The sequence below is a fragment of the Pantoea sp. LMR881 genome (assembly GCF_027157825.1).
Taxonomy (GTDB): Bacteria; Pseudomonadota; Gammaproteobacteria; order Enterobacterales; family Enterobacteriaceae; genus Pantoea; species Pantoea haifensis.
The window spans coordinates 2,045,981-2,060,831 of the sequence record NZ_JAPVOK010000002.1 but is presented as its reverse complement, the minus strand read 5'-3'; the positions used below and the strand labels follow the sequence as shown (position 1 = coordinate 2,060,831).

The window sequence follows — 14,851 nt, the reverse complement described above, 5'->3', positions numbered from 1 at the left end:
CTTTAACATACAGATTGCTCCTCAGGCGATCTGAATGGTAAAAAAAGATGTGATCTGTATCGGTTTTTTCTAATTCCTGTCAATGCGAGGCATACGATGACGCGTTATCAGCATCTGGCAACGCTGCTGGCACAGCGTATTGAGCAAGGCCTGTATCGCAGTGGCGAACGTTTGCCCTCCGTACGCAGCTTAAGCGTGGAGCACGGCGTCAGCATCAGCACCGTACAACAAGCCTATCATTTGCTGGAAGAGAAGCAGTTAATTACGCCACAGCCGCGTTCGGGCTACTTTGTCGCCTCACGTAAAGCAAATCCGCCGATGCCGGCATTAACGCGGCCTGCTCAGCGCCCGGTTGAAATTACCCAATGGGATGCAGTATTAGAGTTGCTTGATAGCCGACTCGAAGACAATGTATTGCAACTGGGCAGCGGTATGCCTGATCTGACCCAGCCAACGTTAAAACCCCTTTGGAAGGCCTTTAGCCGTCAGGCGCAAAAGCAGGACATTCTCTTACTCAACTACGATAATTTGTATGGCGTGGCCGCTTTGCGTGAACAGATTGCCCGTCTGGCCATTGATAGCGGCTGCCAGCTTATGGCTGAAGAAATTGTGATCACAACGGGCTGTCACGAAGCTTTATCGGTATCAATCCGCGCGGTATGTGAGCCTGGTGATATTATTGCCGTTGAGTCACCCTCTTTTCACGGCATTATGCAGACGCTTCGTGGCTTCGGCATCCGGGCCATAGAGATCCCCACCGATTCTGTTACAGGTATTAGTTTAGAAGCGTTGGAACTGGCCTTTGAGCAGTGGCCGATCAAAGCTGTGGTCGTTGTGCCTAACTGCAATAATCCGCTGGGCTTTATCATGCCGGAAAACCGTAAACGTGCACTGCTGACTTTAGCGCAACGTTTTGATGCTGCAATTATTGAAGATGATGTCTATGGCGAGCTGGCATGGGAATATCCGCGTCCGCCTACCATAAAAGCGATGGATATGGATGGTCGTGTTCTGCTTTGCAGCTCCTTTTCAAAAACACTGGCACCGGCTTGCGCGTTGGCTGGGTTGTACCGGGACGTTATCGCGATCGCGTGTTGCACATGAAATACATCGTTACTGGCTCGACGGCAACTCAGCCGCAACATGCCGTAGCTGAGTTTATTCGTCATGGGCACTATCTACCGCATCTGCGCCGTATGCGACAAATTTATCAACGCAACTATGAAACGTTTAGTTGCTGGGTGCGCCATTATTTTCCCTGCGACATTTGTGTTTCGCGCCCGCAAGGCGGTTTTTTAATGTGGGTTGAGTTACCGGAAGCGTTTGATGCTGTTCGCCTTAATCGTGAACTGCGTGAATCCCGCATTCAAATTGCTGTGGGGTCTCTTTTCTCCGCCTCGGGCAAATACCGTAACTGTCTGCGTCTGAATTATGGGCTGCCCTTAACTGAGAAAACCGAGAACGCGCTGGCCTTGTTAGGGGCTGCGATAGAACGGGCAATGGCGGCGTGTATGCATGAACCAGCACAAAATAAACAGTACACAGAAATTCTCCCGGCGAAGTAAAAAGGCAGGGCCAGAAAGAGGGGGAACCGGCCCTGACCGGGCAGAGCTTACCCGGCGAGAGCAACGTTACACGGCGTAAAAAAACCGCGCCAGCATGGATCTTTATTGCTGCGCGCGGTCTTCCAGCATGACTTGCGTCGTTGCGTACGTTACACGCATCGCTGCGTAACGGCTTCCAGAAATCAGGCGACAGGCTCTGGTTCCGCTAATGTCAGCAGAATACGTGTTGCTTCACGCCAGTCATCAGCCTGAGTAATCGCACTCACGACAGCAATGCTGCCTACGCCCGTTGCTAAGACTTGCGGAGCGCGTTCAATACTGATGCCCCCAATCGCAACGGTGGGGATATGCTGTAAACGCGCTAAATGACGCTTTAGCTCAATCAGTCCCTGTGGCGCAGAGGGCATCTGCTTGGTTTGCGTAGGAAAAATATGGCCCAGTGCAATGTAAGAGGGCTGTAAGGCCAGCGCCCGATCTAATTCAGCATCATCATGCGTCGATATCCCCAGGCGCAGCCCTGCCTGATTAATCAGCGCAAGATTAGCCACATCAAGATCTTCCTGGCCGAGGTGTACGCCATACGCATTGTGCCTGATCGCCAACTGCCAGTAATCATTGATAAACAGGCGCGCACGATAGCGTTTACCCAGCGCGATAGCCTGAACAATAGCCGGTTCTACCGCATCATCAGGCTGATCTTTAATACGTAACTGGAGCGTACGCACGCCCGCATCAAGCAAACGCTCAATCCACTCTACGTTATCAACCACCGGATAAAGCCCTAAACGCGGCGCGGTGGCAGGGAATGCATTCATATTTTGTCCTCCTGAACAGCATCCGCAGGATGATAAAGCTCACCGCCACGGTTGCGAAAATGGGCAGACATTTGCGCCATGCCAATATCAACCGGCTTCGCCTCGGCTTCCTGGCGAGCAGCATAGTCACGCACTTCCTGGGTAATTTTCATTGAGCAGAACTTTGGCCCACACATGGAGCAGAAGTGTGCCACTTTGCCCGATTCCTGTGGCAGTGTTTCGTCGTGATAAGCCCGAGCGGTATGAGGATCAAGGGCCAGATTGAACTGATCTTCCCAGCGAAATTCAAAACGCGCTTTAGACATGGCGTTATCACGAATCTGCGCGCCAGGATGACCTTTCGCCAGATCGGCTGCGTGCGCAGCAATTTTATAGGTAATCAAACCCTGCTTTACATCCTCTTTATTCGGCAGGCCGAGATGCTCTTTTGGCGTGACATAGCACAGCATCGCGCAGCCGAACCAGCCAATCATGGCGGCACCAATACCGGATGTGAAGTGATCGTAACCCGGTGCGATGTCAGTAGTAAGTGGGCCGAGCGTGTAAAAAGGCGCTTCATGACAGTGCTCCAGCTGTTCAGTCATGTTGCGGCGAATCATCTGCATCGGCACGTGACCAGGGCCTTCGATCATGACCTGCACATCATACTCCCAGGCAATCTTCGTCAATTCGCCCAACGTATGTAACTCAGCAAATTGCGCCGCGTCGTTAGCATCCTGGATCGAACCAGGACGCAAGCCATCACCCAAAGACAGCGAGACATCATAAGCCGCACAGATTTCACAAATGTCACGGAAGTGTTGATACAGAAAACTTTCTTTGTGATGCGATAAGCACCACTTCGCCATAATTGATCCGCCGCGTGACACAATACCTGTCAGCCGTTTGGCGGTCATTGGCACATAGCGCAGCAGCACGCCAGCATGAATAGTGAAATAATCAACGCCTTGTTCGGCTTGCTCCAGTAGCGTGTCGCGAAAGATTTCCCAGTTGAGATCTTCTGCCACACCATTTACTTTTTCCAGCGCCTGATAAATCGGCACGGTACCAATCGGGACCGGACTGTTACGCAAAATCCATTCACGCGTTTCGTGAATATAGCGGCCGGTAGAGAGATCCATCACCGTATCTGCGCCCCAACGTGTTGACCACACCAGCTTTTCAACTTCTTCTTCGATGGAAGAGGTAACGGCCGAGTTACCGATATTGGCATTGACCTTCACCAGAAAGTTGCGGCCAATAATCATGGGTTCAGATTCAGGATGATTGATGTTAGCGGGGATAATCGCGCGGCCTTCCGCCACTTCCTTACGGACAAATTCTGGCGTAATGTTTTGCGGCAGATGAGCGCCAAAGCTGTGTCCCGCATGTTGTTGCAGCAGTACCTCACCGCGAATGCGCTCGCGTCCCATATTTTCACGCAGGGCAATAAACTCCATCTCCGGGGTGATAATACCCTGACGCGCATAATGCAACTGAGTCACCCGGCGGCCTGGTTTAGCGCGGCGCGGCTCAGGCAGGTGTTCGAAACGTAAATGATCAAGACCGTCGTCGGCCAGACGTTGTTGAGTGTAAGTTGAACTGATTTGTTTAAGTGGCTCGCTATCATCACGTTCAGCGATCCAGCGGGCGCGCAGTTTTTCCAGACCGCGATGTACATCAATTTGCGCTGACGTATCGCCATACGCACCGGCTGTGTCATAGACCGGCACTGCTTCGTTATCTTCGTAGTGTGGATTGTCTTTGCTGCCGCCCGTCAGGGTTGGGCTGAGCTGAATTTCGCGCATCGGCACGCGAATATCTTCACGGCTGCCGGTGATCCAAATGCGTTTCGAACGAGGAAATGCGCTGCCGCTTTGTAGTGAATCGATGAATTCCTGTGCCTGAGCACGCTGTTCGCGACGAGTGGTTTTTGACAGAGACATAGCAATTTTCCAGTTAAAGGGGAACGTTGCTTGTCTGGAGCCGGAAGGAGTAACAGATACCGGGCAAAAGCCGCCCGTATACTGAACAAATTTACTCTTGTTCCCTACGCAGGTATTAACCTGGTCAGGTTCCGCGGATCCCGAATGAACGGTCTCAGCCCTAAAAGGGCACTCCGACAAGAATTTAAAAACAGGTTTATCAGACCGAAGTCGTCAAAACCCATTCAGCATAAAAGCGCCTTTCGATAATCACAAGTGATTATCTGGCTGATATTACGCCGGACGCGCCATTTGGCTGTCGTTTGCAACAGGCGGCCGCGCCAGGTGATTGTCCCATGCCAGCTGGATCAGCTTATCTTCAAGCGTGAAACGCGCTTCTAACACTTCGCCCACTTCGGATAATGCCTGCTGAAACGTCACGCAGTTATCATCATCAATCGACTGCTGTAAATGACCATCATAAAGCTGCATCAGCCGTTCAGTGTTTGCTTCGAGCGGCGGATAAATTTGCGCAGCGGCAATCAGCGGGCTGTCGCCACTCATTTCGCTAATAATGCGCTCATAAATACTAAAATGTCCTGCTGACAGATAATCTACCAGGCCGTGGCAAAAATTATCCAGTGCTTGTTCATCCAACGCGGTAAGGGCTTCTTTATTCGGTTTCATTCCTACCAAATGGTAATAGGCAACCAACAGTTGGCGTCGGGCTTCCAGCCACGAATCTACCAGTTCATTGCTGCCACCTACGCGCTCGGTCAGGACGTCTAACTGGTTAAGCATATCTAACTCCATGTGAGTCATATCCCTTCATACTTCAGGCTGCAAATGCGTTGGCTGCGCGTCTTCTTCTCCATCACTTATCTCTGTAAGCGCCTGGGGAGAGATCATCATGCCGCCTTCCTGCAATCCGAATTATTTGGGTATAGTTGTTTATCTACACACTTAACATCAGGACTTCAGCGTGCCATTTGACGCTAAGGATGACGAAAAAAATGCAATACGAGATTTCAAGCGTAGACGCTGGATGGTGGATTGTCAGCCATGAACAAAAACTTTGGTTACCGCAGGGCGAATTACCCCATGGAAGTGCGCAAAAATGGGGGCTGGTGGGCAGCAAAGCACAGGTGATTGGCGAGTGGTCAGGTGAGAAAGTCTGGCTCATCTGCGAGACGCGTCCGGACAGCATGTTATCGGTGCGGCAGCTGATTGATGAAGACGTTGGCCTGTTCCAGCTGGCGGGTCGGGGGTGCAACTGGCTGAGTTTTATCGTTCCCATCGCTGGTGTGGCTACTGCGGCCATGAGATGCAGCACAGCACCCGCGAGTTTGCCTGTCTGTGCACGCACTGCCGTGAACGCTACTATCCGCAAATCGCGCCTTGCATCATTGTCGCCATTCGTCGCGGAGAGGAGATCCTGCTGGCGAATCACTCCCGGCATCGTAATAGCATTTATACCGTGCTGGCAGGCTTCGTCGAAGTGGGCGAAACGCTGGAACAGGCTGTTGCGCGCGAAGTAATGGAAGAAAGCAATGTGCGGGTGAAAAATGTGCGTTATGTAACATCACAGCCGTGGCCGTTCCCACAATCACTAATGGTGGCGTTTATGGCTGAGTATGAGAGCGGTGACCTGCAACACGATGGCAAAGAATTGCTGGACGCCGGATGGTTCCGTTATGACGCACTGCCGTTGTTACCGCCAGCGGGGACGGTGGCACGCCGTTTGATAGAAGACACCGTTGCCATCTGCCGCGCCGGGGCGTGAGGAAAATGCTACACTACACGCCTGAAATTGAGAGAGCCTTGAAATGAGTGAACTGAAGAACGATCGTTATTTGCGCGCCCTGTTACGTCAGCCAGTTGATGTCACACCGGTATGGATGATGCGACAAGCCGGGCGTTACTTACCGGAATACAAAGCGACCCGTGCTGAAGCGGGGATTTTATGTCGCTGTGTAAAAATGCCGAGCTGGCCTGTGAAGTTACGCTACAGCCGCTGCGTCGTTACGCACTGGATGCGGCGATCCTCTTTAGCGATATTTTAACTATCCCCGATGCGATGGGGCTGGGTCTTTATTTCGAAGCCGGTGAAGGCCCACGCTTTTCAAATCCCATTACTTGCCGTGCCGATGTTGAACGTTTGCCGGTGCCGGATCCTGAAATGGAACTGGGCTATGTGATGAACGCGGTGCGCACGATCCGTAAAAACCTGAAAGGCGAAGTCCCGCTGATCGGTTTTTCTGGCAGCCCCTGGACGCTGGCAACCTATATGGTTGAGGGCGGCAGCAGCAAGGCTTTCACTAAAATTAAAAAAATGATGTACGCCGATCCAACGACGCTGCATGCGATGCTGGATAAACTGGCAGACAGCGTGATTCTCTATCTGAATGCGCAGATTCGTGCCGGTGCGCAGTCAGTGATGGTGTTTGATACATGGGGCGGAGTACTCACTGGTCGTGATTACCGTGAGTTTTCGCTCTACTACATGCACAAAATTGTCGACGGCGTATTGCATGAGAATGAAGGCCGCCGCGTGCCAATAACCTTGTTCACAAAGGGTGGCGGACAGTGGCTGGAAGCGATGGCAGAAACGGGCTGTGATGCGCTGGGTCTGGACTGGACCACCGATATCGGAGAGGCACGTCGTCGCGTTGGCGATAAAGTTGCGCTCCAGGGCAATATGGATCCCTCAATGTTATATGCGCCCCCTGCGCGTATCGAACAGGAAGTGGCTGGGATTCTGGAAAGCTTTGGTCGTGGAAATGGCCACGTCTTTAACCTCGGCCATGGTATTCATCAGGATGTGCCGCCAGAACATGCAGGTGCGTTTGTTGAAGCAGTGCACCGTTTGTCTCGTCCATGGCATCAGGAGTAATTATGGATATTGCTGCATTACGTGCTGAGCAGCTTCAGCGTGCCGCTGACGTGGTGCGGCATGACGATTTCGACGTACTGCCGCCGCGCTTTATCGGTGGGGCAGACGTGGGTTTCGAGCAAGAGGGCGCCGTTACGCGTGCCGCCATGGTCATTCTTGAATATCCTTCTCTCAGGCTGGTGGAGCACCGCATTGCGCGCATTGACACCACCATGCCTTATATCCCTGGCTTTCTCTCTTTTCGCGAATATCCCGCGCTGATGGCTGCATGGCAGATGCTTGAACAAAAGCCCGATCTGCTGTTTGTTGACGGTCACGGTATTTCGCATCCACGTCGCCTGGGCGTCGCATCACACTTTGGTTTGCTGGTGGACGTGCCAACCATAGGTGTGGCTAAACGTCGCTTGTGCGGGCGTTATGAAGAGGTCGATGCGCAACCTGGCAGTCGCCAGCCTCTGATCGACAAAGGCGAGCAGATTGGCTGGGTATGGCGCAGTAAGCAGCGTTGTAATCCATTATTTGTCGCAACCGGACATCGTGTCAGCCTCGACAGCGCGCTGCACTGGGTTGAAAACTGCACGCGTGGCTACCGTTTACCGGAACCTACACGCTGGGCAGATGCCGTTGCGTCGAACCGTACTGCGTTTCAGCGTTGGCAAAACACGCTTTAACGCTGTTTCAACGGCACTTTTGCGATACACTGCCGCCAGCGAAACGAATAAGAGCCACCGTCATGTTACAAAACCCCGTTCATTTGCGTCTGGCGAAGCTGGAAAGTTGGCAGCACCTGACCTTTATGGCCTGCCTGTGCGAACGCATGTATCCCAATTACTGGGCTTTTTGCGAACAGACGCAGTTTGCCGATCCCGCCTTGTATCGTCGTATTCTCGATTTGATTTGGGAAAGCCTGACGGTCAAAGATGCGAAGATCAATTTTGACAGCCAGCTTGAAAAGCTGGAAGCGGCAATCCCTGATGGCGATGCCTTTGAGGTTTACGGCGTTTATCCCGCTATTGATGCTTGTGTGGCCCTGAGCGAGGTGCTACACGCTCAGCTAAGCGGTGAGACGCTTGAGCATGCTATCGAAGTCAGCGAGAGTTCAATTACCACCGTCGCCATGCTGGAAATGACGCAGGCGGGCCGTGAAATGAGCGATGAAGAACTGCGTGAAAACTCAGCAATTATCGACGAATGGGACCTGCAATGGGAGATTTTTCGCCTACTCGCGGACTGTGAAGAACGAGACCTTGAATTGATCAAAGGACTTCGATCAGACCTGCGTGAAGCGGGAATCAGTAACATCGGTATAAAATTTCAGCAATAAGGCGAGAAAACGTGACTTCAGGCCTGAATTACCGCGCCTGAAGGCTTCACATCGGCCCCCTGTCTGGTCTACATTTGGGGGGCTGAAAATTGTGGCTATCGGTGCGTGCAGGCTGAAGAGTGCCAGAATATGGCTTTTCCCTCGCACTCGTTGCTTAGCAAGCGATAAATACACTTTAAGGATAACTTATGAACAAGACTCAACTGATTGATGTGATCGCGGATAAAGCTGACCTGTCTAAAACCCAGGCTAAGGCGGCGCTGGAATCTACTCTGGCTGCGATTACTGAGTCTCTGAAAGATGGTGATGCTGTACAACTGGTTGGTTTTGGTACTTTTAAAGTGAACCACCGCGCTGAGCGTACCGGTCGCAACCCGCAGACTGGCAAAGAGATCAAAATCGCTGCAGCTAACGTACCAGCATTCGTGTCAGGTAAGGCACTGAAAGACGCTGTTAAGTAAGTCGTCGCATTGCGGTCAAGCTTTAAAACAGGGGGCGTTTTCGCCCCTTTTGTTTAAGGGGCCAACCATGATGATTTCGCTGTTTCAGCGCCTTTCTGCCCTTAGTCTTATTTTATTTCTCTTTGGATGCAGTTCCACTCCGGATGTCCCGGCCTTTTCTGCCAGTGGTTATCTTGCCGATCGCGGCGCTGTGCGCATCTGGCGTAAGAACAGTGACCATCAGGCTGTTCATATCCGCACTCTCTTTACTCCCTTTAATGGCGATGTGGTTGAAACCACCGATTACATCTGGCTGGAAGACGCACTGATTAGCGTTCAACGCAAAGTCAGTGGCGCGCAGCCGGATGATGTCACGCTACGGTTCGACCAGGAGGGTGGTCTGAATTTCATGCAACGGCAGCTTGCAGGACGACGTGAAGCCGTCAGCCCGGATGCAGTCGAGCTGTATAAGTTTGACGCGCAACGCATGCGTAAAGTAAGCGATGCGCTATTAAGCGGTCGGGTATTTCTCAAACAGGGCCACTGGCTCGGTGGAAACCTTATTGAAACCTGTGAGGGACAGCGCGTCACTCCCGCATTTGATATGAATGCGCTACAGTCGTTAGCGCAGCAGCAGCGTAGCACCAGCGAGCCATTGATGGTTTCATGGCTTGAAGCTGAAGAAGGAGTCCAGTTATTGCGTGTCAGCCAGCAGGACGACTGCGCAGAGCAGCCTAAAGAAGCCGATTTTTAGTCAAAAAAAAGGGCGCGCTGGCCCCTGTATCTTATTTGCGGTTAATGGCGCGATAACCGATATCGCGGCGGCAGAAGCTGCCCTGCCATGAAATAGGCTGGGCGAGTTCATAAGCCCGTTTCTGCGCAGCGGCAACGTCCTCGCCCAGCGCCGTCACGCACAGTACGCGACCGCCGTTGGTCAGTACCACATCCTCTTCAAGACGCGTCCCGGCGTGGAACACTTTGCCATCCGCAACTTCTTCCAGCGGCAGGCCATGAATCTGGTCGCCATTGTTATAGCTGCCCGGATAGCCACCCGCGGCCAATACCACACCCAGCGACGGACGTGGATCCCACTGAGAATCTTTCTGATCCAACTTGCCTTCACAGGCCGCAAGGCAGAGATCGACCAGATCTGACTGTAAGCGCAGCATAATAGGTTGGGTTTCAGGATCCCCGAAGCGGCAGTTAAATTCGATCACTTTTGGCTGGCCCGCTTGATCGATCATCAGACCTGCATAAAGGAAACCGGTATATACATTGCCTTCTGCGGCCATGCCACGCACGGTTGGCCAAATGACGTGATCCATCACGCGCTGGTGGATCTCATCAGTGACCACCGGCGCAGGAGAATAGGCTCCCATACCGCCAGTATTAGGACCGGTGTCGCCATCGCCGACGCGTTTATGATCCTGGCTGGTTGCCATCGGCAGGACGTTTTCGCCATCCACCATAACGATAAAGCTGGCTTCTTCTCCTGCAAGAAACTCCTCAATCACGATGCGGTGACCGGCATCACCAAAGGCATTACCAGCCAGCATATCTTTCACTGCGTCTTCTGCTTCTTGCAGCGTCATGGCGACAATCACGCCTTTTCCTGCCGCCAGGCCATCCGCTTTAATAACGATCGGCGCGCCTTTCTCACGCAGCCAGGCTAATGCAGGCTCGACTTCAGTGAAGTTCTGATATTCCGCTGTGGGAATGTTATGACGGGCAAGAAAATCTTTGGTAAAAGCCTTTGAACCTTCCAACTGAGCAGCAGCCTGTGTTGGGCCAAAAATTTTCAGACCTGCCGCACGAAACGCATCCACCACACCAATAACTAAAGGCGCTTCCGGGCCGACAATTGTCAGGTCGATGTTTTCACGTTGGGCAAATTCCAGCAGGGCATGCACATCAGTCGGGCTAATGGCAACATTTTGCAGTGTTGGCTCAAGTGCCGTGCCGGCGTTGCCTGGTGCAACAAAAACGGTTTCAGCTAACGGCGATTGTGCCGCTTTCCATGCCAGCGCGTGTTCACGTCCACCATTACCGATGACTAAAATTTTCATTAACTACTCTCCAGACGATTAATGGCGGAAGTGACGCATATCAGTGAAAATCATCGCGATACCGTGCTCGTCCGCAGCGGCAATCACTTCATCATCACGGATAGAGCCACCCGGTTGAATCACGCAGCTTACGCCGACAGCCGCAGCGGCGTCGATGCCATCACGGAACGGGAAGAATGCATCAGACGCCATTGCAGAACCTTTTACTTCCAGACCTTCATCACCGGCTTTGATGCCAGCAATTTTGGCCGAGTAAACGCGGCTCATCTGGCCTGCGCCAATGCCAATCGTCATGTTGTCGCGCGCATAGACAATGGCATTAGACTTAACGAATTTAGCTACCTTCCAGCAGAACAGGGCGTCACGCAATTCCTGCTCAGTTGGCTGGCGCTTGCTGACCACACGTAACTGGCTGGCTTCAACCATCCCCAGATCGCGATCCTGAACCAGTAAACCGCCATTTACGCGTTTGAAGTCCAGGCCTTTCACACGATCCTGCCACTGGCCGCAAACCAGCACGCGAACGTTCTGTTTGCTGGCCGTGATTTTTAATGCTGCCTCAGTAGCGGAAGGGGCAATAATCACTTCAACAAACTGACGGCTGATAATTGCCTGCGCGGTCGCTTCATCCAGCTCGCGGTTAAACGCAATAATGCCGCCAAAGGCAGAAGTCGGATCGGTTTGATAAGCGCGCTCATAGGCAGCAAGAACAGAATCGCCGACTGCCACGCCGCATGGATTAGCGTGTTTGACGATAACACACGCAGGTTCGCTGAACTCTTTTACGCACTCCAGTGCCGCATCAGTATCAGCGATGTTGTTGTAAGAGAGCGCCTTGCCCTGAACCTGCTGTGCAGTAGCGACAGAGGCTTCCTGGACATTCTCTTCTATATAGAAAGCAGCATCCTGATGGCTATTCTCGCCGTAACGCATATCCTGCTTCTTAATGAAGTTAAGATTCAGCGTACGTGGGAAGCGGCCAGCCGGTTCTTTGCTCTGACCGTGATAAGCCGGCACCAGGCTACCGAAATAGTTGGCAATCATGCTGTCGTAAGCGGCTGTATGTTCGAAAGCTTTAATAGCCAAATCGAAACGCGTTTCCAGGGTCAATGAGTTTTCGTTGGCATCCAGCTCAGCCACAATGGCATCGTAGTCACTGCTCTTCACCACAATCGCCACATCTTTATGGTTCTTAGCGGCTGAGCGCACCATTGTCGGTCCGCCGATATCGATATTCTCGACGGCATCTTCCAGTGAGCAGCCTTCGCGCGCAACGGTTTGTGCGAAGGGATACAGATTGACGACCACCATGTCGATAGGGCTGATTGCATGCTGCGCCATGATGGCATCATCCTGACCACGACGACCCAGAATACCGCCATGCACTTTGGGGTGCAGCGTTTTGACGCGTCCATCCATCATTTCCGGGAAACCGGTGTAGTCAGAGACTTCAGTCACAGGAAGGCCAGCATCTGCCAGCAGGCGAGCAGTGCCGCCAGTGGAGAGTAACTCGACACCGCGGTTGGAGAGCGCCTGAGCAAATTCAAGGATACCGGCTTTGTCAGAAACACTAAGCAGAGCGCGGCGTACAGGACGACGATGTTGCATGGTGGTTTTATCCCTTGGCTTTGTTTCGCGTAAATAAGAGCGTTACATCAAGCTTTGCGATCTCTTCTTTTATAAAGAAAGAAAGAAAACTTCAGGTAACGCCCCGAAAAGGGGCGTCCGTTACGTCGCGGGGCATTGTAGCGAAAACGTTTGCGTGATGCTCGTCTAAATTCGTGATGCTGAATAATGTGGATAAGTTTGTGTGTAACTGCGTATAAAGCCGCATTTTGCTGTGGAATGCAGCGAACGGTTGTTTTTATTGAATTTAGTGGTTGCACGCGCCGAACAACTCCCTATAATGCGCCTCCATCGACACGGCACACCGGCTTACGGAATGACGGGTCGGGAGGTTCAGGAGACTGAGCCGCCGGAGAAAAACTTCGAAAAAAGAAGTTGACTCTGAAGGAGGTTAGCGTAATATACGCCACCTCGCGACAGACGGTTAACCCGCTGGTCGCACTGCTCTTTAACAATTTATCAGACAATCTGTGTGGGCACTCGCAGGATTGATATCAGCGTCTCCGGACGTAAAAAATATCAAGTCTCTGCTGGGTGAACACGTAATTCATTACGAAGTTTAATTCACAGAGCATCGCTTCACGGGTTGAAGCAAATCAAACTTTAAATTGAAGAGTTTGATCATGGCTCAGATTGAACGCTGGCGGCAGGCCTAACACATGCAAGTCGGACGGTAGCACAGAGAGCTTGCTCTTGGGTGACGAGTGGCGGACGGGTGAGTAATGTCTGGGGATCTGCCCGATGGAGGGGGATAACCACTGGAAACGGTGGCTAATACCGCATAACGTCGCAAGACCAAAGTGGGGGACCTTCGGGCCTCACACCATCGGATGAACCCAGATGGGATTAGCTAGTAGGCGGGGTAACGGCCCACCTAGGCGACGATCCCTAGCTGGTCTGAGAGGATGACCAGCCACACTGGAACTGAGACACGGTCCAGACTCCTACGGGAGGCAGCAGTGGGGAATATTGCACAATGGGCGCAAGCCTGATGCAGCCATGCCGCGTGTATGAAGAAGGCCTTCGGGTTGTAAAGTACTTTCAGCGGGGAGGAAGGCGATGAGGTTTAATACCGCCTCGTCATTGACGTTACCCGCAGAAGAAGCACCGGCTAACTCCGTGCCAGCAGCCGCGGTAATACGGAGGGTGCAAGCGTTAATCGGAATTACTGGGCGTAAAGCGCACGCAGGCGGTCTGTTAAGTCAGATGTGAAATCCCCGGGCTTAACCTGGGAACTGCATTTGAAACTGGCAGGCTTGAGTCTCGTAGAGGGGGGTAGAATTCCAGGTGTAGCGGTGAAATGCGTAGAGATCTGGAGGAATACCGGTGGCGAAGGCGGCCCCCTGGACGAAGACTGACGCTCAGGTGCGAAAGCGTGGGGAGCAAACAGGATTAGATACCCTGGTAGTCCACGCCGTAAACGATGTCGACTTGGAGGTTGTGCCCTTGAGGCGTGGCTTCCGGAGCTAACGCGTTAAGTCGACCGCCTGGGGAGTACGGCCGCAAGGTTAAAACTCAAATGAATTGACGGGGGCCCGCACAAGCGGTGGAGCATGTGGTTTAATTCGATGCAACGCGAAGAACCTTACCTACTCTTGACATCCACGGGATCGGGCAGAGATGCCTGAGTGCCTTCGGGAACCGTGAGACAGGTGCTGCATGGCTGTCGTCAGCTCGTGTTGTGAAATGTTGGGTTAAGTCCCGCAACGAGCGCAACCCTTATCCTTTGTTGCCAGCGATTCGGTCGGGAACTCAAAGGAGACTGCCGGTGATAAACCGGAGGAAGGTGGGGATGACGTCAAGTCATCATGGCCCTTACGAGTAGGGCTACACACGTGCTACAATGGCGCATACAAAGAGAAGCGACCTCGCGAGAGCAAGCGGACCTCATAAAGTGCGTCGTAGTCCGGATCGGAGTCTGCAACTCGACTCCGTGAAGTCGGAATCGCTAGTAATCGTGGATCAGAACGCCACGGTGAATACGTTCCCGGGCCTTGTACACACCGCCCGTCACACCATGGGAGTGGGTTGCAAAAGAAGTAGGTAGCTTAACCTCCGGGAGGGCGCTTACCACTTTGTGATTCATGACTGGGGTGAAGTCGTAACAAGGTAACCGTAGGGGAACCTGCGGTTGGATCACCTCCTTACCTGAAGATACCTTCCCGCGAAGTGCTCACACAGATTGTCTGATAGAAAGTAACAGAAGCAGTAAAACCCC

Annotated in this window: 9 protein-coding genes, 1 rRNA gene, 3 pseudogenes and 1 riboswitch; of the genes and pseudogenes, 8 read left to right on the top strand and 5 right to left on the bottom strand. The window is 52.6% G+C overall.

All coding sequences use genetic code 11. The features are described 5' to 3' along the window. The first annotated feature begins 96 nt into the window (after positions 1-96). A pseudogene (locus O3W44_RS11480) lies at positions 97-1,644 on the top strand (aminotransferase-like domain-containing protein). Positions 1,645-1,747: 103 nt separating this feature from the next. On the opposite strand, the gene thiE reads toward O3W44_RS11480, so the two are convergent. The 3 genes from thiE to rsd form a co-directional block, all read right to left on the bottom strand. Beyond that, positions 1,748-2,380, bottom strand: a complete 633-nt coding sequence (gene thiE / locus O3W44_RS11475; RefSeq protein WP_269293173.1) for a thiamine phosphate synthase — start codon at positions 2,378-2,380, stop codon at positions 1,748-1,750. After that, entirely contained in the window at positions 2,377-4,305 is a 1,929-nt protein-coding gene (thiC, locus tag O3W44_RS11470; RefSeq protein ID WP_269293172.1) for a phosphomethylpyrimidine synthase ThiC, read from the bottom strand. Before thiC ends, thiE begins: the two co-directional genes overlap by 4 nt. 84 nt (positions 4,306-4,389) lie before the next feature. Then, positions 4,390-4,491, bottom strand: a riboswitch (TPP riboswitch). Positions 4,492-4,578: 87 nt separating this feature from the next. Then, positions 4,579-5,085 (bottom strand): sigma D regulator, encoded by a 507-nt coding sequence (gene rsd / locus O3W44_RS11465; protein ID WP_269293171.1) that lies wholly within the window; start codon positions 5,083-5,085, stop codon positions 4,579-4,581. 212 nt (positions 5,086-5,297) lie between these two features. On the opposite strand from rsd, the pseudogene nudC reads away from it, so the two are divergent. From nudC to O3W44_RS11435, 6 genes and pseudogenes are all read left to right on the top strand, one after another. After that, positions 5,298-6,067, top strand: a pseudogene (gene nudC, locus O3W44_RS11460) (NAD(+) diphosphatase). Positions 6,068-6,110: 43 nt separating this feature from the next. Then, a pseudogene (hemE, locus tag O3W44_RS11455) lies at positions 6,111-7,177 on the top strand (uroporphyrinogen decarboxylase). Between the two features lie 2 nt (positions 7,178-7,179). Further along, positions 7,180-7,848, top strand: coding sequence for a deoxyribonuclease V (gene nfi, locus O3W44_RS11450; protein WP_269293170.1), 669 nt, complete (start codon positions 7,180-7,182; stop codon positions 7,846-7,848). Positions 7,849-7,910: 62 nt separating this feature from the next. Further along, positions 7,911-8,501: a YjaG family protein gene (locus tag O3W44_RS11445; protein ID WP_269293169.1), complete on the top strand. Its 591-nt coding sequence runs from the start codon at positions 7,911-7,913 to the stop codon at positions 8,499-8,501. A gap of 188 nt (positions 8,502-8,689) precedes the next feature. Continuing rightward, complete coding sequence (gene hupA, locus O3W44_RS11440) at positions 8,690-8,962, top strand: nucleoid-associated protein HU-alpha (RefSeq protein WP_154754579.1); 273 nt, start codon at positions 8,690-8,692, stop codon at positions 8,960-8,962. A 70-nt stretch (positions 8,963-9,032) separates the two neighbouring features. After that, positions 9,033-9,695, top strand: coding sequence for a DUF1481 domain-containing protein (locus O3W44_RS11435; protein ID WP_269294427.1), 663 nt, complete (start codon positions 9,033-9,035; stop codon positions 9,693-9,695). A 31-nt stretch (positions 9,696-9,726) separates the two neighbouring features. Here the strand turns inward: O3W44_RS11435 and purD are convergent, their stop codons facing one another. Beyond that, entirely contained in the window at positions 9,727-11,007 is a 1,281-nt protein-coding gene (gene purD, locus O3W44_RS11430; protein ID WP_269293168.1) for a phosphoribosylamine--glycine ligase, read from the bottom strand. Between the two features lie 18 nt (positions 11,008-11,025). Then, positions 11,026-12,615, bottom strand: coding sequence for a bifunctional phosphoribosylaminoimidazolecarboxamide formyltransferase/IMP cyclohydrolase (gene purH, locus O3W44_RS11425; RefSeq protein ID WP_269293167.1), 1,590 nt, complete (start codon positions 12,613-12,615; stop codon positions 11,026-11,028). 623 nt (positions 12,616-13,238) lie between these two features. Between purH and O3W44_RS11420 the strand changes: the two genes are divergently transcribed. Next, positions 13,239-14,780, top strand: a 16S ribosomal RNA gene (locus O3W44_RS11420). Positions 14,781-14,851: the final 71 nt, after the last annotated feature.

Excerpts from the sequence above, each read along its gene's own strand:
- rsd (WP_269293171.1), bottom strand. The coding sequence starts at position 5,085 with ATGCTTAACCAGTTAGACGTCCTGACCGAGCGCGTAGGTGGCAGCAAT.
- purH (WP_269293167.1), bottom strand. The coding sequence starts at position 12,615 with ATGCAACATCGTCGTCCTGTACGCCGCGCTCTGCTTAGTGTTTCTGAC.
- O3W44_RS11435 (WP_269294427.1), top strand. The coding sequence starts at position 9,033 with ATGATTTCGCTGTTTCAGCGCCTTTCTGCCCTTAGTCTTATTTTATTT.
- purD (WP_269293168.1), bottom strand. The coding sequence starts at position 11,007 with ATGAAAATTTTAGTCATCGGTAATGGTGGACGTGAACACGCGCTGGCA.
- thiE (WP_269293173.1), bottom strand. The coding sequence starts at position 2,380 with ATGAATGCATTCCCTGCCACCGCGCCGCGTTTAGGGCTTTATCCGGTG.
- nfi (WP_269293170.1), top strand. The coding sequence starts at position 7,180 with ATGGATATTGCTGCATTACGTGCTGAGCAGCTTCAGCGTGCCGCTGAC.
- thiC (WP_269293172.1), bottom strand. The coding sequence starts at position 4,305 with ATGTCTCTGTCAAAAACCACTCGTCGCGAACAGCGTGCTCAGGCACAG.
- O3W44_RS11445 (WP_269293169.1), top strand. The coding sequence starts at position 7,911 with ATGTTACAAAACCCCGTTCATTTGCGTCTGGCGAAGCTGGAAAGTTGG.
- hupA (WP_154754579.1), top strand. The coding sequence starts at position 8,690 with ATGAACAAGACTCAACTGATTGATGTGATCGCGGATAAAGCTGACCTG.